We start from the raw sequence: 20710 nt of genomic DNA, 5'->3' as shown, positions 1-20710 counted from the left end.
GGCTTGCATCACGCCCAGCGCCGCAGCCGTGGCTTTACCCTGTTCGAGTTGCTGGTGGTCATCGTGTTGATCGGCGTGGCGGCGGGCATCGTCGGCGTGGCCGTGAATCGCGGCATGCAGGCCAACGCCGAGCGCCAGGCGCTGAGCCATATCGTCGATGCGTTGCGGGCCGCGCGGGTGCAGGCGATCGTCAGCGGCCAGCCGGCCCGGACGCTGTTCGACCTGCGCCAACGCAGCGTGCAGGCGCCGGGCACGCGAGCCTTTCACTGGCCCCGCAGCCTGGACGTCGAACTGCACACCGCTGAACAACTGGGCGCGGCGTTCGAGTTCTATCCGGATGGCGGCGCCAGCGGCGGGCATATTCTGGTCAGCCGCGATCAGTCGCGTTGGCGGATCGATGTTTCCTGGCTGACCGGAGTCGTTGAGTTGCACACACTCCAATGAAGCGCCAGACCGGTTTCACCTTGCTGGAAATGCTCGCCGCGCTGACGGTGCTGGCCCTGTGCGTCAGCGTGCTGCTCGGTGCATTCGGCCAGAGTGCCCGCGCCATGCAGCAGGCGCAGCGCAGTGACCGCCTGAGCCTGGCGGCGCGTTCGCTGCTGGACGAACTGGGCGAGGGCGCCTTGCAGCCTGGATCGAGCACTGGCCGCTGGGACGGTCTGCCCTGGACGCTGGAGGTGCAGGACCAACCGGTGCCGCCCGGCGCGGTGCGTTTGCTGCGGCTGAACCTGACGATTCATGACGGCGCGCATCAGGTGCGGCTAAGCACCTTGCGCGCCCTTGGCCGCGGTGTGATGCGATGAAGCGTCAGGCCGGGTTCACGCTGCTGGAAATCCTCATGGTGCTGACCCTGCTCGGCGTGCTGCTGAGCCTGGTGGCCGGTGCGATTCTGGGGGCCAACCGCGCAGTGGCCAAAGCCCAGCGTTTCGCCGGGCAACTGGATGAAGTCCGCGCCGCGCAGAATTTCCTGCGCGTGGCGATCAGTCACGCGTTGCCCCTCGGCATCCCGGATGAGCAGCACCACAAGCCGGTGATCTTTCTCGGCGGCCCGGCGGCAATGACCTTCTACGGCCCGCTGCCGACATCCTTGGGCGGTGGATTGCATCAGCAACGGGTGCAATGGGCAGGCCAGCGCCTGCAAGTGGATTTCGCCCGATTGGGCGAGCACGGTACACAGCCGTTCGGTGAGCCCCAAGTGCTGCTGCGCCGGGTGCAACGCGTGCAGTTCAGCTATCGCGGCAGCGACCCCAAAGGCCAACCGACCGCCTGGCTGAGCGAATGGCCGTGGCCGTCGCGCCTGCCACGGGCGGTGCGCATCGATGCGTCGCTGGGTGGCGGTGCGAAGTGGGTGCTGCAACAGGTGGAGCTGCGGCTGGACCTGTCCGGCGAGGCCCATGCCAGTGATGGGCTGACGCCATGAGCGGCCAACGCGGCGCGGCGCTGCTGGTGGTGTTGTGGGTGCTGGCGTTGCTGGGCACCTTGCTGGCCGGCGTCGCCAGCCTGGTGCATGTGCAGAATCGGCAGGCCTTGTGGCAAAGCCAGCATACCCGCGCCCTGGTCATCGCCGAAGCGGGCGTGGCCCTGGCGGTGGAAGCCTTGACCCGCCGCGATCTTCGCGCCCGCTGGCGGCCCGATGGTCGTGAGCAGTTCCAGCGTTTCGATGACAGCGAGTTGCAGATCAGCGTGCGCAGCGAACGCGGCAAGCTGGACCTCAACAGCGCGCTGTCCGGCGACTTTGCCCGACTGTTTCAGGCCTGTGCTGCCGGACCCGGCCCGGCAAAGGCGCTGGCCCGGCAACTGGATCGGCGCCGTGCCGAGTCAACGCCGTTGCGCATGCTCGAAGAACTGCGCGAGCTGCCCGGCATGACTCAGGCGCTCTATCAATGCACCTTGCCTTACGTCACGGTCTGGTCCGGCGAAGACCGGCCGCTGCCGGACCTGGCCGCGCCGCTGTTGGCCCACGCCTTGAACATGCCGCCGGCCCGCGGGCTGCCAACCGACGGCGGCCAGACCTTTTCCATTTCCAGCCGTGCCCGCTTGCCCGGCGGCCATGACGCCACCTTGCAGGTGACCCTGATGTTGAACCCACCGAAGGAGGGCGCCAGACCGTATCGGGTCCTGCGCTGGCAAGAATGAACGATTTTATCTCCACCCGGTTTGCCGCACTGCGCACGCAACACCTGCGCCTGCTGCGGCACTGGACCGGCAGCCCGCTGCAACAGGCGTGGCGCGCCTGGCTCGAGGAACTGCACGGTCTGCTGCCGGCTGCGCTGCGTGTGCGCCTTGCCGCTCGGCGTGTCGCACGGGTGACCTGGCCGCTGCCGCACGCCTTCGCTGTGCCGTTGCCGCAGGTGCTGGTCCTCGACACGCGCCAGGTGCTGATCCAGCGCCTGAACCTGCCCCTGGCCGCGACCCGCGATCTGCCGCGCATGCTGGGCTATGAAATCGACAAGTACACCCCGTTCCCCCGTGATGAGGTGGCGTTCGCCGCCCGGGTCGAGAAGACCGTCGCCGGGCGCGCCCACGTGCTGCTGGTCAGTATCGCCCGCACCCGGCTCGACGAGATCCTCGACGCTTGCCGCGCCACAGGGCTGGTGCTCGCCGGGATCGACGCCTTGGGTCGCGACGGGCAAGCGCTGGGCGTCGATCTGCTCCCCGATGAGCTGCGGCCCCGACGCGGAGGGCAGTCGCGGCTTGACGGTTATCTGGCCTGGTTCTGTCTGGTTTTACTGCTGGCGCTGATGGTCATGGCGGTCAGTGCCCGTGAGGCCATGGTGCAAACCATGCGCACTGAAGTCGCGGCCCAGCGTGAACAGGTCAGGCAGCTGCAAACGTTGCGTCAGGAACTCAGCAACACCCAGGGCGCCGCCGGTTACCTGATGCGCTTGAAAGCGGCACGGCCGGGCGTCAGTGCGTTACTTACCGAGCTGACCTCCTGCGTGGGCAACGACACCTGGATCGAACAGCTGGAAGTCGGGGACGGCGCGGCTAAAGGCGAGGGCAGCGAACTGTCGTTTTCCGGGCAGAGCCGACACGCCAGCGCCCTGATCGGCCTGATGAAAAATTGCCCGTCTCTGGACAGCGTTCAGTTTCAGGGCGTCATCCAGCCAGACCCACAAACCGGCAAGGACCGCTTCTCTGTCCGTGCCCGACTCAAGGAGGACGCCCACCATGCGCCGACCATTGACCCGTCGTGAACGTCGCATCGCGGCGCTGGCGGTCCTGGCGTTGCTGCTGTGGATCATCTGGTCCCTGCTGATCGACAGCTGGTTCACCGGCCCCCTCGGCGAGTTGAATGCCGAAGCCGCCGGCTTGCGCGAACAGCAGCAGCGCTACGCAGGCCAGCTCGCTCAGTTGCCGGCACTCCAGGCCCAGCTGCAGCAGGCGCGCCAGGATCCGGCGCGGCGCAGCAGCCTGTTCGACGGCGACGACCCCAGCGCGGTGGCCGCCGACCTGATGCAGCATGCGGTCGACACGGTGAAGGCGCATTCGAGTACCAGCGCCGGCTGCGAAGTCACCCAGCGCATGCCCATGGTTCCCGAACCGGTTCCGGGCGAGGCCTGGCGACCGGTCAAGGTCAGCCTGACGCTGGAATGCGCCATCGAGCCGCTGCTGCGTGTGCTGCGGGATTTCGAGTACAGCCAGCCGTACCTGTTCGTCGACAATTTCACCGTGCGCCGTGCCGCCAGTGCCCCGGCGCTGGGCGGAGCCGGACGTCTGCAGGTCAGCCTGCTGCTGCGCGGTTACCTGCAAGCCGGTGCGGTAGCGGAGCCACGCCCATGACTCGCATGAGCCTGAGGTTTCGTGCCTCGACCCTTGCGCTTTCAAGCCTCGCGGCGCTGTTGATCGCGGCAGTGATCTGGCTCACCACCAGCATGAGTCAATCCGTCACATGGCTACCGGCCATACAAGCGCCTCACACTCCGCGCCCGTCCGGGCCGGTGGCGGCGATGCCCATGCTGGCTGATGAACAGTTGCAGGCTGCCTGGCAGCGCCCACTGTTCAGCCCTGACCGCAGCCCCGATCTCGCAAAGTCGGTCGCCGGTGCCACGCGTCTGGAGGGCTTGAGTCTGAGCGGTGTGATTCTGGACGGTTCAGCGCAATGGGCGCTGCTGCGCAACCAGGACAAGCACACCGTGAAACTCAAGGTGGGTGACACCCTCGACAACGGCTGGACCCTGAGTCAACTGACGGCGCGGGTCGCCACCTTCACCCGCCAAGGGCAGTCTCAAAGCCTGAGCCTGCCGGTGCTGCGCTTACCGCCGGCCACCTCACTGCACACACCTTCTTCCATTACACCTCCACTTCTATCGGCGCCATGAAAAATCACCTTTGCATTACCCCGGTCGCTTCATTGCGCCTGCCCCTGTTAGGACTGGCCGCCGCCATGGCGGTCAGCGGCTGTACCTTGCCCGGCCAGGCGCTGGACAACGATCCAGCCTTGCTCAACGAGGCGCTGGACGGCACCGGTGCCCAACGGCGTCCCGTGGCCGAGCCGGCAGCGGCCGACGTCGTTGCGACACCGGCCAGTCCCGCGCCGATCTCGATGCCGCCGCAGCGGCAGATCATCAGCGGCAGCCAGCGCTTCGTAAAGGCACCACGGCCCGCCGTTGCCGAGGCCCAAGCGGCGGAAGGCGATATCGTTTTCAACTTCACCGATCAGCCGATCGAAGCGGTGATCAACAGCGTGATGGGCGACCTGCTCAAGGAGAACTACAGCATCGCCCAGGGCGTGAAAGGCAATGTGAGTTTCTCGACGTCCAGACCGGTCAACAAACAGCAGGCGTTGTCGATCCTCGAAACCCTGCTGTCCTGGACCGACAACGCCATGATCCGCCAGGGCAACCGCTATGTGATCCTGCCGGCCAATCAGGCCGTGGCCGGCAAGCTGGTGCCGGAGATGCCCGTGTCGCAGCCGTCCAGCGGGCTGTCGGCGCGTCTGTACCCGCTGCGCTATATCTCGGCCACCGAGATGCAGAAGCTGCTCAAGCCGTTCGTGCGGGAAAACGCCTTCCTGCTGGTGGACCCGGCGCGCAACGTATTGAGCCTGGCCGGCACCGCGGATGAGTTGGCCAACTACCAGGACACCATCGACACCTTCGACGTGGACTGGCTCAAGGGCATGTCCATCGGTGTGTTCGGCCTGCAACGCGCTTCAGTCGGCGAACTGATGCCGCAACTGCAGAAACTCTTCGGTCCCGACAGCGGCATGCCGCTGGCCGGCATCGTGCGCTTCATGCCCAACGAGCGCACCAACTCCATCGTGGCAATTTCCGCCCAGCCTGAATACCTGCGCGAAGTCGGGGACTGGATTCGCACCATCGATGAAGGCGGCGGCAATGAGCCGCAGATGTACGTCTACGATGTACGCAACATGAAGGCCACCGACCTGGCCCGGTACCTGCGGCAGATTTACGGAAGCGGTCAGATCAAGGAAGAGACGGCGGCCAAGGTCGCGCCGGGCCTGCGCACCACCACGCTGTCGTCGGCGGCCGGCGGTTCGACTGGATTGGGCAGCAGTTCCAGCCAGGGGCTGGGCAGTATCGGCGCGCAGAACACCGGTAGCACGGCACAGGCGGCCGGCGACGACGAAGAATCCGAGCAGGGCGAGGACAGCGGCGAGTCCGGCGACGACAGCAGTGGCAGCCAGTCTTCGGCGAAAAGCCTGGATCAGAGCGTGCGCATTACCGCGCAGAAAAGCAGCAACCAGTTGCTGGTGCGCACGCGGCCGGCGCAGTGGAAGGAAATCGAATCGGCGATCAGAAGGCTCGACAACCTGCCGCTGCAGGTACAGATCGAAACCCGGATTCTGGAAGTCAAACTGACCGGCGAGCTGGACATGGGGGTGCAATGGTACCTGGGTCGCCTGGCCGGCAACTCCACCAGCACCACCGTCGCCAATACCGCCGGCAGCCAGGGCGCGCTGGGCGGTGGCGGAGCGGGGCTGGGTTCCACCGACTCGCTATTCTACTCGTTCGTCAGCAGCAACCTGCAAGTGGCGCTGCATGCCCTGGAAACCAATGGCCGCACCCAGGTGCTGTCGGCGCCGTCATTAGTGGTGATGAACAATCAGCAGGCGCAGATTCAGGTCGGCGACAACATTCCCATCAGCCAGACCACGGTCAACACCAGCACCTCGGACACCACGCTGAGCAGCGTCGAGTACGTGCAGACCGGGGTAATCCTCGACGTCATGCCGCGAATCAATCCCGGCGGCCTGGTGTACATGGACATTCAGCAGCAGGTCAGCGACGCCGATACCACGACCACCGACAGCAACGGCAACCCGCGCATCTCCACACGTTCAGTGTCTACGCAAGTGGCGGTGCAGAGCGGCCAGACCGTGCTGCTGGGCGGGCTGATCAAGCAGGACAATGCCGAATCGGTCAGCGCCGTGCCGTACCTGGGCCGAGTGCCGGGGCTGAAATGGCTGTTCGGCAACACCAGCAAGTCGAAGAACCGCACCGAGCTGATCGTGTTGATCACCCCGCGGGTCGTGACCAGCGCCAGCCAGGCCCGTCAGGTGACGGATGACTACCGCCAGCAGATGCAGCTGCTCAAGGCGCCGGGAATGGATACGCGGCTGCGCTAGGCAGCCGGGCTGCCCCCGCCAGACCCGCAGCGGCTGGCGAGAGCGATGCAACGGGCTGTCAGGTCTTGAACTTGCGTACCAGGCCGTCCAGTTCGTTGGACAACGCGGCCAGGCTGCTGGAGTCGGCGCGGGCCGAGTCGGACAGTTGCGCGATCAACTGCGCGTCGCCATGGATCTGGCTGATGTGGCGGTTGATGTCCTCGGCCACTTGATGCTGTTCTTCGGCGGCGGTGGCGATCTGGGTATTCATGTCGCGGATCACGTCCACCGACTCGCGGATCTGCCCGAAGCTGTTGCGCGCCTGGCCGATCTTGGTCACCGACTGCTGGGAAACATCCAGGCTGGCGTGCATCTGCTGCGCCACCGAAGCGGTGCGCTTGGCCAGGTTGCCCAACAGGCCGTCGATTTCGGCGGTGGAGTCGGCCGTCCGCTTGGCCAGCGCCCGCACCTCATCGGCCACTACCGCAAACCCGCGGCCCTGCTCACCGGCACGTGCCGCTTCGATGGCGGCGTTGAGCGCCAGCAGGTTGGTCTGCTCGGCGATGGACCGGATGGTGTCGAGGATCGACTGGATATCGTTGCTGTCTTTCTCCAGCTGGCTCATGTCCTTGGCCGAGCGGGCGATTTCCTCGCTGAGCTGGTCGACACTGCGCACCGCGTCGTCGATCTGGCGCTGGCCTTCTCGGGCCTGCTGCTGACCGCTGTCGGCACTGTCGGCGGCCTGGCTGCAGGAGCGGGCGACTTCGTTGGAGGTGGCGACCATCTCGTGAAACGCGGTCGACACCATGTCCACGGCTTCGCGCTGCCTGCCCGCAGCTTCGGCCATGTCGTTGGAGACGCGGATCGAACTGTGAGAGGCGTCGAGAATCTTGGCGGCGGCCTGGCCGATGTGCTGGATCAGGCTGCGAATGGCCGACAGAAACTTGTTGAACCAGCCGGCCAGTTGAGCGGTTTCGTCCTTGCCGCGCACGGCCAGGTTCTGGGTCAGGTCGCCTTCGCCCTGGGCAATGCCTTCCAGGCCGGTGGACACACTGTGGATCGGCCGCACGATGACGCGTGCGAAGCTGGCACCGACGATGGCGAACACCAGCGCCAGAATCGCGGCAATCGCGCCGATCAGCCAGGTCAGGCGGGTGGCGTCGGCCATCACTTCCTGCTGCTTGATCAGGCCGATGAAGTTCCAGCCCAGTTCATCTGAAGGGTAGACGTTGGCCATGTAGCGCTCACCGTTGAGCGTCACTTCCACCAGGCCGCTGGTGGTCTTGGCCAGCTCGGCGAAACCGTCGCCCAGTTCGCCCAGTTTCTTGAAGTTGTGTTCCGGTTGTTGCGGATCGACCAGCACCGTGCCGTTCTTTTCCATCAACAGCAGGTAACCGCTTTCGCCGAGTTTGATCTGCTTGACAATGGCGGTCAGCTTGCCGAGGGAAACGTCGATGTTCACCACGCCGCCGGGGCTGCCCAGGGTGTTGGGGATCGCGCGAATGGTGCTGACCAGTACCGAATCATCGCCGGCCCAATAGTAGGCGTCGCTGCGCACGGTCTTGCCGACGTTGGCCATGGCGGTCTTGTACCACGGCCGAACGCGCGGGTCGTAGTTGGCCATTTTCGGGTCTTCCGGGGTCATGACGTAGGTGCCGTTGACCAGGCCGTAGGACACGAAAGAATAGGCCGGGTGGGCCTTGGCAATGCTGGCGAAGAACTCGGTGGCCAGCTTGTCGTTTTCCGACTGGGCCGTCGGCGTGGCGCCCATGTAACTGCGGAAATCGCCGCCGGCACCGGAGATCAGCGGATGCGAGGCGATGAAGTTGACGTTCTGGCTGATACCGTCGAAGAACAGCTGCATGGCGTTGTCGACCTGGCGAATTTCACGTCCGCTGCTGTCGACGAATCCATCGGTGGCATCCTGGCGCAGGTTGACGATGACAATCGCTGCCACCACCAGAATGGGCAGGCACGCAATCACTGCGAACGCCCAGGTCAATTTCTGTTTGATATTCATTTGAGCTCCGCAATTGTGGCTACTGCCAAACGTATCGATCGCTGCGTGGACGCAGTCTGTTCACCCAAACGCTCGCCTGCGAGATGTCTGATGGTGTACCTAAGCCTTCGGCCCCGAACGGGTTATCTTTAAGCGCCCGACCGGCGTTTCGTCGTTTGTTTTCGGGGGTTTGCTCAGGGTCGATAACCGAGTTCTGCACTGATTTTTGCACTGTATTCGAGCAGAAGGCTCTGGAATCGGTGAGTGGCACCTTCAGGGTCCATGACGGCATCGGGTCCGGACAGGTTGATGGCGGCGACGACGTGCCCGCCGTGGTCCTTGATTGCGGTGGCAATCGCCGTCGAGTAGTCGGAACGATGCAGCACCCAGCCCCGCGCACGGTCCTGGTGCACCATGGCTTGCAGATCCGGCAATGTACGCGGTGCCGGCGCCGGATAATCGTCCAGGCGAATATGCTGATAGAGGCTGTTGAGCGCTTCATCGTCCAGGGCCGTGAGTAACATTCGGCCCATGGCCGTGCAGTGACAGGCGATGCGAGTGCCCACCGGGATATTGACTGACAACCGCTGCGCGGCGAAGGCGCGATACAGGTAGAGGCTGTCGGTCTGCTCGCGAATGCTCAGGTGGCAGGACAGGGACGTGCGGTCGCGCAGGCCGTTGAGGTGCGGCATCGCCACCTCGACGATGTCGCGACTGGCCAGGTAGCTGAACCCGTCGCTGATGACCCGCGCGCCCAGCTCGTACTGGTTGTGGCTCTTGTTCAGGTAGCCCATCCGGGTCAGGGTGAACAGAATTCGGTACACCGCCGAGGTGCTCACCGCCAGCCGCTCGGCGATCTCGTGAATGCTCAGCGAGCGGGTCTGCGCATTGAACATCCCCAGTACGCTCAGCCCACGGGCGAGTGCCGGGACGCTGTAGTCGGTTTCTTTTTCTGCGATGTCGGAGGTTGGCATGTGTGGCTCCTGATTCTCTTCACCAGCGGCCTGGTGGTGCCTGTGGGAGCCAGCCTGCTGGCGAAGGCGTAGTTCCAGGCGACCCGAATACTGCGTTCGCGCCGACCTCTTCGCCAGCAAGACGGAACGCCGCCTCGGTGCCCCTATATAAAGCGGTCACAGCTCAACCAGCTGCCCGTCAAACTCCGCCATGGCGTCCAGCACCGCTGCCTTGAAGTACTCCAGGGACATGCGGTCGAACAGCAGGTGGAAGGCAGGTTGGGCCGCAGTGCCGGTGTTGATCACGATCACGTTGATCCGCGCGGCGGAAGTCTGGGCTACAGCGCCCGGCGCGAATGCCTGGGGGCGCAGGTCTACTCCGCACAGCTTGGCCATCACCTGCGCGACACAGATGCCACTCAGACGCAGCCAGGCGTGGCTGTCTTCCCTTGGCAGCAGGTAGTTGGCCTGGTGGTCCAGCTCCCAGCGCGCTTCTTCATCGGCAATGCGCCGGCCGTTGTCCCTCAAACTGCCCAGGATCAGGTACTCGGTCTGCGAAAGGCGCGCCACCTGGCTGCCGTCGGCCTGTATCACCGCCCGATTGGGCGTGTCAGGCAACTCAAAGCCGCGTGCCGACAGATACTCGGCACTCTGCGCGCCGCGAAAACCGACCCGGGGCACGGCAGTCAGGTCGACCAGGGCGCACAGCTGCAACGCACTGAGCCCGACTGGATGTTCTGCAGTGAGACTGGACATGGTTCAAAGCTCCTGACGCTGGTTCTGGGGATCGAAGAAAGGCAGTTTCACCACCGTGGCCCGCACCACCACGCCGTCCTCGACACGGATCGGAATCTGCTGGCCGGGCTCGCTTTGATCGAACGCGGCGTAAGCCAGACCGATGATCTTGCCCAGGGTTTGCGAGTATTCGCAGGACGTGACATTGCCGCTGATGTCCGGCCCTTTGAGGACCAGATGGCCTTCCAGCGGCAGGGGACCGGCCTTGGGCAGAGTGAAGCCCACCAGTTTGCGGGTTTGCGGCTGCGCTTCGAGGATGTCCAACGAACGGCGGCCAACGAAGAACGGCTTGTTGCGACTCACCGCCCAGCCCATGTCGATCTCGGCGGGATGGGTCATGCCGTCGGTGTCCTGACTGATGATCATGTGGCCTTTTTCCAGGCGCAGCAAACGCTGGGTCTCGACGCCGAACGGGCGCAGGTCGAACGCCTTGCCGGCTTCCATCAATGCATCCCAAAGCTTGAGGGCATGCCGCGCCGGTACGTGGATCTCGTAGCCCAGCTCACCGACAAAGCCGACCCGCAGCAAACGTGCCTTGATCCCGGCCACGGTGCCTTGGCGCACCGCCAGGTAAGGAAAGCCTTCGGCGCAAAGGTCAAGATCGCTGCACACCTTCTCTAATACCTTGCGTGAATCCGGCCCGGCGAGATTGACGGCAGACATGGCAGCCGTGACGTTGGCGATGTCCACGTCCAGGCGCCATTGCGCATTCCACTTGAGCATCTGCTGATAAATCCGGTCCACGCCGCTGGTGGTCGCCGAGACGTAGAAGTGGTTGTCGGCAAAGCGCGCACACACGCCGTCGTCGATCACCACGCCCTGTTCGTTGGTCATCAACGCATAACGTGAGCGGCCGACCGGCTGCTCGAGGAACGCGAAGGTGTACATGCGATTGAGCAGCTCGGCGGCATCCGGGCCGCGCACGTCCAAACCACCCAACGTTGACACGTCGATAATGCCGACCTTGGTGCGCACGTGATGGGCTTCGGCCTGCATGCAGGCATCGCGCTCTGACGGCTTGCCGTAGAACGCCGGCCGTTGCCAGATGCCGGCAGGCATCATCTTCGCACCTGCTTGAAGATGGCGGCCGTGCATCGGTGTTTGCCGGTAGGGGTCGAAAGCTCGTCCGGCCACATGGGCCAGTTTCTCGGCTTCGAACGGCGGGCGGGCGGTGGTTACCCCGGTTTCGCTGACGCTGCGCTGGGTCGCCGATGCCACCAACCGCGCCGTGGGCAATGCCGAATGGCGACCTTGCGACGGACCCATGCCGACGGTGGAGTAACGCTTGACCAGCTGAATGTCGCGGTAGCCGATGCGGGTGGCGTTGACGATATCGGCGACCTGCAGGTCTTCATCGAAATCGACGAAATCCTTGCCCTTGGGATGTGGGAAGATCGGCCAGGCAAAGTTGACTCGGGCCTCAGCACGCATCGGTGCAGCCTGTGTGTCGGCCTTCAGGCCCAGCGCGGCGAGAGCTGCGGAGCTGGCGTTGATGGCATCGCCGAGCACGTTGTCCAGTGCATGAAAGCCATGGGCGGAACCGGCGACGCTCAGGTTCTGCGGCAGGCCGCTCAGGGTGAACGCCGAACTCTGATCGTCATAGCTCAGCTTGCCGCCGGCCTGGCACAGCAACTGATAGACCGGCATATAGCCGCCGGACATGCACAGCAGGTCGCAGTCCAGGGTCACGCCGGTGCCGGCGACCTGGCCTTGGCCGGTGATCTGCCGCAACTCGACGCCACTCACATGGCGCATGCCTTTTTCGTGCAGCGCTTCGTAGACCGTCGTGTTCAGATGCAGGCCAATCCCGCGCTTTTCCAGCGCCAGCTGCAAGGTGCGGTCGGCGGGCGTGGCACGCATGTCGACAACGGCCGCCACGTCGACGCCTTGTTCGTGCAGGTCCAGCGCCGCCAGATAGCCATCGTCGTTGCCGGTCAGGACCACCCCGCGCTTGCCGGGCTTGACCGCGTACAGCTTCATCAGGCGTTGCGCGGCGCTGGTCAGCATGACACCCGGCAGGTCGTTGTTGCGGAATACGACCGGCTGGTCGAATGACCCGCTGCATACCAGGCATTGGGTCGCGCGCACTTTGTACATGCGTTTGCCCTGAATCACCGGCAGGTAGTTGTCGGTGAACCAGGCGTTGCAGGTGGCTTGTCTGAGCACGCGGATATTGGCGTGGGATTCGACTGCATCCACTAGCTCGGCGCGCAATTGATTGGCACGAACGCCCTCGATATCGAAGCGCGCGTAGGTCAGCGACCCGCCGAGAATCGGTTGTTGTTCGATCAGCAGCACTTGGGCTCCGGCATTGGCGGCGCTGAGTGCGGCTTGCAGCCCTGCGGGTCCGGCGCCGATGATCGCCAGATCGGTGAACAGATAGGCCTTGTCGTAGTATTCCGGGACAAACTTCAGATCCAGCACACCCAGGCCGGCCTTCTTGCGAATCAGCGGTTCCCAGACTTTCCACATGCCTTTGGGCTTGTAGAACGAACGGTAGTAGAAACCCACGGGCATGAATTTGGAGAACTTGCCCAGCCACGCGTCCTTGTCGTTGTCCAGCGAACCGCTGAAATTCTGGCCCGTGGCCTCCAGGCCCTGGGTCAGGGCGAAAGTGTCGGCCAGTACATTGGGCTCGCGGGGCAGCTGGATCAGGCTGTTGGCGTCCTGGCCGGCCATGGTCAGCGGGCCGCGCGGGCGGTGGTATTTAAATGAGCGTGAGAGCAGGAATCGACCGTTGGCCAGCAACGCACTGGCGATGCTGTCGCCGTGCAGTCCTTGGTAGGGCTGGCCGTCGAAGCTGAACGCCAGCGGCTGGTTGCGGTCGATCAGCAGGCCCATCGGCGCGGGCAGGCGGGTTGGCGTGCTCATCCTGCGATCTCCCTGGAAGCGGCTGGGGCAAAGTCGACGCGGGCGGTGAACAGCTCGCGTGGGTCGAAGGTGCGAATGATCTCGTCGCTGCCGGTGTGGCGCTCGGCCAGGAACCAGTAGCTGGACGGGTTGTGCATCCACCACTCACGCACCACGCCCAGCGTGTCTTCACTGTTAAACACGTAGTCGGCCCATTCGGCGTCGGTGCAGGTCTGTGGGTCCGGCATGCGCTTGAACTCGCCGCCGTAGCTGAATTCGCTGATGTTGCGGGGCCCGTTGAGCGGGCAGGTCATGACTTTCATGTATGTTCCTTGCTCAGTGGCTGGCCGCGGTGGCGCCCATTTCGTTGACTTGCTCAAAGGTGGAAAAACGCTCCAGGCCGAACGGCTTGATCAGCTCCGGCACCTTGCCGCCGCTGGCCACCAACTCAGCCATGGTTTTGCCGCAGATCGGCGTGGCCTTGAAGCCCCACGTGCCCCAACCGGCGTCCAGGTAGTAATTCTTCACCGGCGACAGGCCCATGATCGGGCTGTAGTCGGGCGTCATGTCGGTAATCCCGGCCCATTGACGCATCAGCTTGGCGTTGGCCAGGAACGGGAACATCTCCACGGCATGGGCGAGCAGGCTTTCCTTGAGATCAAGGGTCGAGCGGGTGTTGAACAGCGGGTACGGGTCCGAGCCGCCGCCGAACACCACTTCGCCACGACTGGTCTGTTGCACGTAGCAGTGCAGGGCGGACGAACTCACCAGCGGGTCGAGAAACGGCTTGAACGGCTGGGTGACCATGGCTTGCAGCGGGAAGGTCTGGATCGGCGAGCGGATTCCGGCCTTCTTCATCATCTGCGAACTCATTCCGGCCACGGCCTGTACGGCGCAGCCGCATTGGATCGTGCCGCGATTGGTCTTGACCGCTGTGACGGTGCCGTTTTCGATCACCAGCTCCTGTACTTCAGTCAGCTGATGAATTTCCACACCCCGCTTGGCCGCCTGCCTGGCGTAACCCCAGGCCACTGCGTCGTGCCTCGCGGTGGCGCCGTCCATGTGCCAGAGTCCGGCGATCACCGGAATGTGGCCGGGGTCGAGGTTGAGGCTCGGCACCAGCTCGCGGATCTGCTGGCGGTCGATCATCTCGGTGCGCCCGCCGAAGTGCTTGTTGACCTCGGCGCGTTGGCGGAACGAGCGTACCGTGGCATCGGTGTGGGCCAGGGTCAGTTGGCCGCGATGGGAATACATGATGTTGAAGTCGAACTCGTTGGACAGCCCTTCGAACATCCGCACCGATTCGGCGTAGAACTTCACGCCGTCGCTGGTCAGGTAGTTGGAGCGGATCACCGCCGTGTTGCGCGCCGTGTTGCCGCCGCCCAGGTAGCCCTTTTCCAGCACCGCGATATTGCTGATGCCGTGGTACTTCGACAGGTAGTACGCGATCGCCAGGCCGTGGCCGCCACCGCCGATGATCACCACGTCGTAGGATGATTTCAGTTCCCTGGGCGCAGGCAGGTCCACGTCCACCGGGTATTGCGAGCTGAGCCCGTACTTCAATAGGTTGAAAGGCATACGGCCTCCGATTGGCTGCGTTGCACGAGCGCCTGCTGTCGGGCAGCAATGACGGTGTTTTGCATCAGGAATGCGATGGTCATCGGACCGACGCCGCCGGGCACCGGGGTGATGGCCGAGACCACCGGCAGGACGCTGTCGAAATCGACGTCGCCCACCAGACGGCTGCGACCGTTTTCGTCGATGCGGTTGATGCCGACGTCAATGACCACAGCGCCCGGTTTCAGCCAGTCGGCGCCGATCATGCGTGGCTTGCCGACGGCGGCGATCACGATGTCGCCCAGGCGGCACAGGGCTTTGGCGTCCACGCTGCGCGAGTGAACCACGGTCACCGAGCAATGGGCCTTGAGCAGCAGCGCGGCCATGGGTTTGCCGACGATGTTGGAACGGCCGATCACCACCGCGTGTTTGCCGGTCAGGTCGCCGCAGGTGTCTTCGAGCAACTGCATGCAGCCGCCGGGCGTGCAGGGCGTCAGCACCTCACGACCCTGGCTGAGGCCGCCGACGTTCTCGCTGTGAAACCCGTCCACATCCTTGCCCGGCGCAATGGCCTGCAACACGCGGGTTTCTGCTATATGAGCCGGCAACGGCAGTTGCACCAGAATGCCGTTTACCGAGGGGTTGGCATTGAGTTCGGCAATGAGCGCCAGTACCTGCGCTTCGGAGCTGTTTGCCGGGAGCCGATGTTCCAGCGAGGCAATACCGCTTTCTTCGGCACGCAGGATCTTGTTGCGCACGTAAACCTGGCTGGCCGGGTCTTCACCCACCAGAACCACCGCCAGGGCCGGTGCGATGCCGTCGGCCTTGAGCGCCTGAACTTCATCCTTGAGCCGCTGCAACACGCGGGCTGCGGCGGCCTTGCCATCGATCAGTCGGGTCGTATTCACCGGAAAATCACCGTTCTGTCCGTGTTGAGAAAGACGCGGTGTTCCAAGTGGTACTTCACCGCCCGGGACAGCGCGATGGTTTCGGTGTTGCGGCCGGCCGCCACCAGATCGTCCGGCAGGTAGACATGGTCGACCCGCTGCACTTCCTGCTCGATGATCGGGCCTTCATCCAGGTCGCTGGTGACGTAATGCGCCGTGGCACCGATCAGCTTCACCCCGCGCTCGTAAGCCTGGTGATAAGGCTTGGCGCCCTTGAAGCCGGGCAGGAACGAGTGGTGAATATTGATCGCCCGACCTGAAAGCTGACGGCACAGATCGTCCGAGAGGATTTGCATGTAGCGCGCCAGCACCACCAGTTCGGTGCCGGTTTCGTCGACCACCTTCATCAGCGCGGCTTCCTGTTCGGCCTTGGTGTCCTTGGTCACCGGCAGGTAGATGAAGCGAATGCCTTCCCGCTCCGCCATGGGCCGCAGGTCGAGGTGATTGGAGACGATGGCGGTGATGGTCATGTCCATCTCGCCCTTGTGGTAGCGGTAGAGCAGGTCGGTCAGGCAATGGTCGAACTTGCTGACCATCAGCAGCACGCGCATCGGCTGGCGCGTATCGTGCAGTTCCCACTCCATGGCGAAGTCACTGGCCACCGCGTCGAAACCGGCCTTGAGTCGTGCAATGTCACCGGCGTGGCCGTCGTTGAAGCGAAACACCGCACGCATGAAGAATCGGCCGCTGAACTCGTCATCGAACTGGGCCATTTCGCCGATGTAACAGCTGTTGCCGGCCAGATAGGACGTGACGGCGGCAACGATCCCGGATGTCGCCGGGCAGCTGATCTTCAGGATGAAATGGTTCTTTTCGTGTTGCATGGCTTGTCCTCGGAAAGTGGCGGCAGCGCTGCGCAGGGCGAAAGATTTGATCTGTGAATGGTCTTTTTGCAGGCAAATTAAAATTCCTGCTGAGAATTAAATATTCACGAAGGCTGTTTTATAGGCGAAAGAAAATCCAGCGTCCAGAGATTTCTGGAAACTTTCTTTATTGAAGGGAATATTTTTGAGGGATGTTCTGTATCAGGCAGCGAACGGCGATACGTTTACTGGCGGTGGCGGCGAGGCATTCAATGTCGAGGTGATCCGATAGAATCCCTCGCCAGCAAGACGGATCCCCGCCCGCTGGCTACAAGAATCATTCCCCCTGCGCACCGTAATTCATGATCGAAAGCATCCGAATCGGCACCTGCACCAGTTGCTCTGGACCGTGCGGAATGTCCCCGTCGAAAGTCAGGCTGTCGCCAGCCTCCATCCGATACAACTGATTGCCGTGGCGATAAATCAGCTCGCCCTCCAGCAAATGCAGGAACTCAGTGCCGGGATGGGAGAAGGTTGGAAACTCCTCGCTGGCGTCATCCATGGTCACCATGTACGCCTCGAAACTCTTCTTTGGGCCGCGAGTGTGGTTGAGCAGATGGTACGTGTGGCCTTTCTCGGTGCCACGCCGCACCACCTCCAGCCCCTCGTCGGCCTTGACCAGCAGCGCGCTGCTGCCTTGTTGGTCGTACTGGCTGAACAGTTTGGACATGGGCATGCCCAGCACGTCGCACAGACGGCTCAGGTTATCCAGGCTGGTGGAAACCTGAGCGTTCTCGATCTTGCTCAACATCCCCTGACTGATGCCGGCGATGCGCGCCACGTCGGACAGTTTCAGTTCCTGCGCCTGACGCTGCCGCTTGATCTGGATCCCGAGGTACTGCTCGAGCTTCAACTTCGGTGGAGATTCGGTTTCGTTGGTCATCGGCTGTGCACGTTTTCCGTTCGATAATTTTTATTTCGCACCACGAATGTGCAAATGGCGCTGCCGAACAGGGCAGGTCGCCGGTTTTATTCCCAAGGGGAAATCCAGTTTCCCATATAAACAGCAGAATTTCGCCTCTCTCTCGTATTCGACGTTTGGCATACCAAAGTGGCAAGGGCTTTGCATTCCTGTAGTGAAAGTAACTTTCCTGATCGGAATAACCGTCCGACAGGCTTCGCAGCCGGACTTCTTACCTTTCCCGTTCTGCTTTCATCTGGAGACCAGCCACATGTTGCCACCAGAAACACAGCGTCTGATCGAAGAGCACGGCATCAAGTATGTGCTCGCCCAGTTCGTCGACATTCATGGCTCGGCCAAGACCAAGTCGGTGCCGATCTCCGGTCTGGAGATGGTGATCGAGGACGGTGCCGGGTTCGCCGGGTTCGCCATCTGTGGCATGGGCATGGAGCCCCACGGTCCGGACTTCATGGCCAAGGGCGATCTGTCCTCCCTGACCCCGGTGCCTTGGCAGCCGGGTTACGGGCGGGTGGTGTGCATTGGCCATGTCGAAGGCAAGCCTTGGGCTTATGACAGCCGTTATGTCCTGCAAAAGCAGGTCGAGCGCCTGAGCGACCGTGGCTGGACGCTAAATACCGGGCTTGAACCCGAATTCAGCCTGTTCAAGCGCGACGGTGCCGGTTGCCTGCAACTGGTCGACGCCAGCGATGGCCTGGACAAGCCGTGCTACGACTACAAAGGCCTGTCCCGTTCCCGGGCCTTCCTTGAACGCCTGACCGAAGCGCTGCAGCCGGTGGGTTTCGACATCTATCAGATCGACCACGAAGACGCCAACGGCCAGTTCGAGATCAATTACACCTACAGCGATGCCCTTGAGTCGGCAGACCGGTTCACCTTCTTCCGCATGGCCGCCGGAGAAATCGCCAACGACATGGGCATGATCTGCTCGTTCATGCCCAAACCCGACCCCAGGCGCGCCGGCAATGGCATGCACTTTCACCTGTCGATCAGCAGCGCCGGCAACAAGAACCTGTTTCACGACGCCAGCGATCCGAGCGGCATGGGCCTGTCGAAAATGGCCTATCACTTCGCCGCCGGCCTGCTGGCCCACGGGCCGGCCTTGTGCGCCTTCTCCGCGCCCACCGTCAATTCCTACAAGCGCCTGGTGGTGGGTAACTCGCTGTCCGGCGCGACCTGGGCGCCGGCGTTCATCGCCTTCGGTGCCAACAACCGCTCGGCGATGATCCGCGTGCCTTACGGGCGCCTGGAATACCGCCTGCCCGATGCCGGTTGCAACCCGTATCTGGTCAGCGCCGCGATCATCGCCGCCGGCCTTGACGGCATCGACCGCCAGCTGGAAGTCGATCAGGTCTGCAACGAGAACCTTTACAAGCTGAGCCTGGAAGAGATCGCCGCGCGCGGCATCAAGACCCTGCCGCAATCGCTCAAGGAGGCCTGCGATGCGCTGGAAGCCGATCCGCTGTTCGCCGAAGTGCTGGGCAACGAGATCGTCGGCGAGTTCATCAAGCTCAAGCGCATGGAGTGGGTGGAATACAGCCGCCATGTCAGTGATTGGGAAGTGAAGCGCTACACCGAATTTTTCTGACCGCCGCTCTTTTTTCGACGTCCTGCGCGTGGCAGGGCGTTTCCGCCCAGGAGTTTTAGTTATGTGTGGAATCGTGGGTCTTTACCTGAAAAACCCGGCGCTGGAGTCCCAGCTCGGCAAGCTGTTCGAACCGATGCTCGAAGCCATGACCGACCGTGGCCCGGACAGCGCCGGGTTTGCGATCTATGGCGATGAAGTGGCCGAGGGCTGGGTCAAGCTGACCTTGCAGGCAACCACTGACGATTACGATTTCCAGAGCCTGATCGGGCAGCTGGAAGGTCGGCTGGCCGCGTCGCTGGACTGGTTTCAGAACGCCAGCGCCGTCGTGTTGAAGATCAATGCCGAGCAAGCTGCGGTGCGTGCGGCACTCGCCGACCTGGCACCTGAAGTGCGCATCATGAGCGCCGGCCAGAGCATCGAGATCCTCAAAGGCATGGGCTTGCCGCGGGAAATTTCCCAGCGTTTCGGGCTGGCCGCCATGAAAGGCAGCCACATCATCGGCCACACCCGCATGGCCACCGAAAGCGCCGTGACCATGGAAGGCAGCCACCCGTTTTCCACCGGTGCCGATCTGTGCCTGGTGCACAACGGCTCGCTGTCCAACCACTTCCGGCTGCGCCAGAACCTGCGCCGCGAAGGCATTCATTTCGAAACCGAGAACGACACCGAAGTGGCCGCCGGTTACCTGGCCTGGCGCCTGCAGCAGGGCGACACCCTCAAGCAGGCGCTGGATAAATCCCTGGAAGACCTGGACGGCTTTTTCACCTTCGCCATCGGTACCCGCAACGGCTTTGCGGTGATTCGCGATCCGATTGCCTGCAAGCCGGCCATCCTCGCTGAAACCGACGATTACGTCGCCATGGCCTCGGAATATCAGGCGTTGTCCAGCCTGCCGGGCATCGAGAACGCCAAGGTCTGGGAGCCGGTTCCGGCCACCATGTACATCTGGGAACGCGAGTCGGCTTAAGGAACGCACTTATGAAAACCATCGATCTGTCCATTTCCACCGTGCGTGAGCTGAATCAGGCGCTCCATGATCAAGTCAATAACGTACAGGACCGCGAGTGGGTGGTGACCCACGCTGACGGCGCCCACAACCTGGCGGTCGGCGTCAACGAAGCGGTGTCCATCGATATTCAGGGCCATGCCGGCTACTACTGCGCGGGCATGAACCAGAAAGCCTCGATCACCGTACACGGCAACGTCGGCGTCGGCTGCGCCGAGAACATGATGTCCGGCGCGGTGCGCGTGAAAGGCAGCGCGTCCCAGGCCGCCGGTGCCACGGCTCATGGCGGGCTGCTGGTCATCGAAGGCGACGCCGGAGCCCGCTGCGGGATTTCCATGAAAGGCATCGACATCGTGGTCGGCGGCAGCATCGGCCACATGAGCTGCTTCATGGGCCAGGCCGGTCGGCTGGTGGTGTGCGGCGACGCAGGCGATGCCTTGGGCGATTCGTTGTACGAAACGAAAATCTTCGTCAAAGGCAAGGTCGAGTCCCTGGGGTCGGACTGCATCGAGAAAGAGATGCGCGCCGAACACCTGGAAGAATTGCAGGAGCTGCTCAACCGCGCCGGCTTCAACGAGAAGGCTGCGGACTTCAAGCGCTACGGCTCGGCCCGTCAGCTGTACAACTTCAAAGTCGACAACGCCTCCGCGTACTGATTTCAG

Annotated in this window: 20 protein-coding genes and 1 pseudogene; 11 read left to right on the top strand and 10 right to left on the bottom strand. The window is 63.2% G+C overall.

The window, feature by feature from the left end; genetic code table 11:
* The first annotated feature begins 3 nt into the window (after positions 1-3).
* From EGJ27_RS03505 to gspD, 8 genes are read left to right on the top strand one after another with little or no spacing between them, the layout of a single operon-like run.
* Entirely contained in the window at positions 4-444 is a 441-nt protein-coding gene (locus EGJ27_RS03505; protein ID WP_125829310.1) for a type II secretion system protein, read from the top strand.
* Entirely contained in the window at positions 441-803 is a 363-nt protein-coding gene (locus EGJ27_RS03500) for a type II secretion system protein (protein ID WP_125829309.1), read from the top strand. Before EGJ27_RS03505 ends, EGJ27_RS03500 begins: the two co-directional genes overlap by 4 nt.
* Positions 800-1420 (top strand): prepilin-type N-terminal cleavage/methylation domain-containing protein, encoded by a 621-nt coding sequence (locus EGJ27_RS03495; RefSeq protein WP_125829308.1) that lies wholly within the window; start codon positions 800-802, stop codon positions 1418-1420. The genes EGJ27_RS03500 and EGJ27_RS03495 overlap by 4 nt, the downstream gene beginning before the upstream one ends.
* Positions 1417-2136 (top strand): type II secretion system protein GspK, encoded by a 720-nt coding sequence (locus tag EGJ27_RS03490; protein ID WP_125829307.1) that lies wholly within the window; start codon positions 1417-1419, stop codon positions 2134-2136. Before EGJ27_RS03495 ends, EGJ27_RS03490 begins: the two co-directional genes overlap by 4 nt.
* Positions 2133-3197, top strand: a complete 1065-nt coding sequence (locus tag EGJ27_RS03485) for a PilN domain-containing protein (protein ID WP_125829306.1) — start codon at positions 2133-2135, stop codon at positions 3195-3197. Before EGJ27_RS03490 ends, EGJ27_RS03485 begins: the two co-directional genes overlap by 4 nt.
* Entirely contained in the window at positions 3172-3783 is a 612-nt protein-coding gene (gspM, locus tag EGJ27_RS03480) for a type II secretion system protein GspM (protein ID WP_125829305.1), read from the top strand. The genes EGJ27_RS03485 and gspM overlap by 26 nt, the downstream gene beginning before the upstream one ends.
* Complete coding sequence (locus EGJ27_RS03475) at positions 3780-4322, top strand: type II secretion system protein N (protein WP_125829304.1); 543 nt, start codon at positions 3780-3782, stop codon at positions 4320-4322. Before gspM ends, EGJ27_RS03475 begins: the two co-directional genes overlap by 4 nt.
* Complete coding sequence (gspD, locus tag EGJ27_RS03470; protein ID WP_125829303.1) at positions 4319-6592, top strand: type II secretion system secretin GspD; 2274 nt, start codon at positions 4319-4321, stop codon at positions 6590-6592. Before EGJ27_RS03475 ends, gspD begins: the two co-directional genes overlap by 4 nt.
* A gap of 58 nt (positions 6593-6650) precedes the next feature.
* On the opposite strand, the gene EGJ27_RS25270 is transcribed toward gspD, so the two are convergent.
* The 10 genes and pseudogenes from EGJ27_RS25270 to EGJ27_RS03425 form a co-directional block, all read right to left on the bottom strand.
* Complete coding sequence (locus EGJ27_RS25270) at positions 6651-7379, bottom strand: methyl-accepting chemotaxis protein (RefSeq protein ID WP_371920834.1); 729 nt, start codon at positions 7377-7379, stop codon at positions 6651-6653.
* Between the two features lie 129 nt (positions 7380-7508).
* Positions 7509-8342, bottom strand: a pseudogene (locus EGJ27_RS25265) (cache domain-containing protein); the annotation flags it as partial.
* A 422-nt stretch (positions 8343-8764) separates the two neighbouring features.
* The gene (locus EGJ27_RS03460; protein WP_125829301.1) at positions 8765-9544 is read right to left on the bottom strand and encodes an IclR family transcriptional regulator; all 780 of its coding nucleotides are present in this window, start codon (positions 9542-9544) and stop codon (positions 8765-8767) included.
* 156 nt (positions 9545-9700) lie between these two features.
* Complete coding sequence (locus EGJ27_RS03455; RefSeq protein WP_125829300.1) at positions 9701-10279, bottom strand: sarcosine oxidase subunit gamma; 579 nt, start codon at positions 10277-10279, stop codon at positions 9701-9703.
* Between the two features lie 3 nt (positions 10280-10282).
* Positions 10283-13189: a 2Fe-2S iron-sulfur cluster-binding protein gene (locus EGJ27_RS03450; protein ID WP_125829299.1), complete on the bottom strand. Its 2907-nt coding sequence runs from the start codon at positions 13187-13189 to the stop codon at positions 10283-10285.
* Positions 13186-13491, bottom strand: coding sequence for a sarcosine oxidase subunit delta (locus EGJ27_RS03445; protein ID WP_125829298.1), 306 nt, complete (start codon positions 13489-13491; stop codon positions 13186-13188). Before EGJ27_RS03445 ends, EGJ27_RS03450 begins: the two co-directional genes overlap by 4 nt.
* 13 nt (positions 13492-13504) lie before the next feature.
* The gene (locus EGJ27_RS03440; protein WP_125829297.1) at positions 13505-14746 is read right to left on the bottom strand and encodes an FAD-dependent oxidoreductase; all 1242 of its coding nucleotides are present in this window, start codon (positions 14744-14746) and stop codon (positions 13505-13507) included.
* Entirely contained in the window at positions 14728-15633 is a 906-nt protein-coding gene (gene folD / locus EGJ27_RS03435) for a bifunctional methylenetetrahydrofolate dehydrogenase/methenyltetrahydrofolate cyclohydrolase FolD (protein ID WP_125829296.1), read from the bottom strand. The genes EGJ27_RS03440 and folD overlap by 19 nt, the downstream gene beginning before the upstream one ends.
* Positions 15630-16496 carry a formyltetrahydrofolate deformylase gene (gene purU, locus EGJ27_RS03430; protein ID WP_125829295.1) on the bottom strand — a complete coding sequence of 289 codons (867 nt, stop codon included), beginning with the start codon at positions 16494-16496 and terminating at the stop codon, positions 15630-15632. The genes folD and purU overlap by 4 nt, the downstream gene beginning before the upstream one ends.
* Before the next feature lie 316 nt (positions 16497-16812).
* Entirely contained in the window at positions 16813-17418 is a 606-nt protein-coding gene (locus EGJ27_RS03425; RefSeq protein WP_125829294.1) for a cupin domain-containing protein, read from the bottom strand.
* 289 nt (positions 17419-17707) lie between these two features.
* On the opposite strand from EGJ27_RS03425, the gene glnT reads away from it, so the two are divergent.
* The 3 genes from glnT (at position 17708) to EGJ27_RS03410 (ending at position 20704) form a co-directional block, all read left to right on the top strand.
* Positions 17708-19042 carry a type III glutamate--ammonia ligase gene (gene glnT, locus EGJ27_RS03420; protein ID WP_125829293.1) on the top strand — a complete coding sequence of 445 codons (1335 nt, stop codon included), beginning with the start codon at positions 17708-17710 and terminating at the stop codon, positions 19040-19042.
* Between the two features lie 61 nt (positions 19043-19103).
* Positions 19104-20009, top strand: a complete 906-nt coding sequence (locus EGJ27_RS03415) for a glutamine amidotransferase family protein (protein ID WP_125829292.1) — start codon at positions 19104-19106, stop codon at positions 20007-20009.
* A gap of 11 nt (positions 20010-20020) precedes the next feature.
* Entirely contained in the window at positions 20021-20704 is a 684-nt protein-coding gene (locus tag EGJ27_RS03410) for a protein glxC (RefSeq protein ID WP_125829291.1), read from the top strand.
* Positions 20705-20710 lie beyond the last annotated feature (6 nt).

The organism is Pseudomonas sp. v388, from assembly GCF_003935425.1.
Lineage (GTDB): Bacteria > Pseudomonadota > Gammaproteobacteria > Pseudomonadales > Pseudomonadaceae > Aquipseudomonas.
This window is presented reverse-complemented; position numbering and strand designations above follow the sequence as displayed.

Excerpts from the sequence above, each read along its gene's own strand:
- EGJ27_RS03500 (WP_125829309.1), top strand. The coding sequence starts at position 441 with ATGAAGCGCCAGACCGGTTTCACCTTGCTGGAAATGCTCGCCGCGCTG.
- EGJ27_RS03495 (WP_125829308.1), top strand. The coding sequence starts at position 800 with ATGAAGCGTCAGGCCGGGTTCACGCTGCTGGAAATCCTCATGGTGCTG.
- EGJ27_RS03490 (WP_125829307.1), top strand. The coding sequence starts at position 1,417 with ATGAGCGGCCAACGCGGCGCGGCGCTGCTGGTGGTGTTGTGGGTGCTG.
- EGJ27_RS03485 (WP_125829306.1), top strand. The coding sequence starts at position 2,133 with ATGAACGATTTTATCTCCACCCGGTTTGCCGCACTGCGCACGCAACAC.
- gspM (WP_125829305.1), top strand. The coding sequence starts at position 3,172 with ATGCGCCGACCATTGACCCGTCGTGAACGTCGCATCGCGGCGCTGGCG.
- EGJ27_RS03475 (WP_125829304.1), top strand. The coding sequence starts at position 3,780 with ATGACTCGCATGAGCCTGAGGTTTCGTGCCTCGACCCTTGCGCTTTCA.
- gspD (WP_125829303.1), top strand. The coding sequence starts at position 4,319 with ATGAAAAATCACCTTTGCATTACCCCGGTCGCTTCATTGCGCCTGCCC.
- EGJ27_RS25270 (WP_371920834.1), bottom strand. The coding sequence starts at position 7,379 with ATGGTGTCGACCGCGTTTCACGAGATGGTCGCCACCTCCAACGAAGTC.
- EGJ27_RS03460 (WP_125829301.1), bottom strand. The coding sequence starts at position 9,544 with ATGCCAACCTCCGACATCGCAGAAAAAGAAACCGACTACAGCGTCCCG.
- EGJ27_RS03455 (WP_125829300.1), bottom strand. The coding sequence starts at position 10,279 with ATGTCCAGTCTCACTGCAGAACATCCAGTCGGGCTCAGTGCGTTGCAG.
- EGJ27_RS03450 (WP_125829299.1), bottom strand. The coding sequence starts at position 13,189 with ATGAGCACGCCAACCCGCCTGCCCGCGCCGATGGGCCTGCTGATCGAC.
- EGJ27_RS03445 (WP_125829298.1), bottom strand. The coding sequence starts at position 13,491 with ATGAAAGTCATGACCTGCCCGCTCAACGGGCCCCGCAACATCAGCGAA.
- EGJ27_RS03440 (WP_125829297.1), bottom strand. The coding sequence starts at position 14,746 with ATGCCTTTCAACCTATTGAAGTACGGGCTCAGCTCGCAATACCCGGTG.
- purU (WP_125829295.1), bottom strand. The coding sequence starts at position 16,496 with ATGCAACACGAAAAGAACCATTTCATCCTGAAGATCAGCTGCCCGGCG.
- EGJ27_RS03425 (WP_125829294.1), bottom strand. The coding sequence starts at position 17,418 with ATGACCAACGAAACCGAATCTCCACCGAAGTTGAAGCTCGAGCAGTAC.
- glnT (WP_125829293.1), top strand. The coding sequence starts at position 17,708 with ATGTTGCCACCAGAAACACAGCGTCTGATCGAAGAGCACGGCATCAAG.
- EGJ27_RS03415 (WP_125829292.1), top strand. The coding sequence starts at position 19,104 with ATGTGTGGAATCGTGGGTCTTTACCTGAAAAACCCGGCGCTGGAGTCC.
- EGJ27_RS03410 (WP_125829291.1), top strand. The coding sequence starts at position 20,021 with ATGAAAACCATCGATCTGTCCATTTCCACCGTGCGTGAGCTGAATCAG.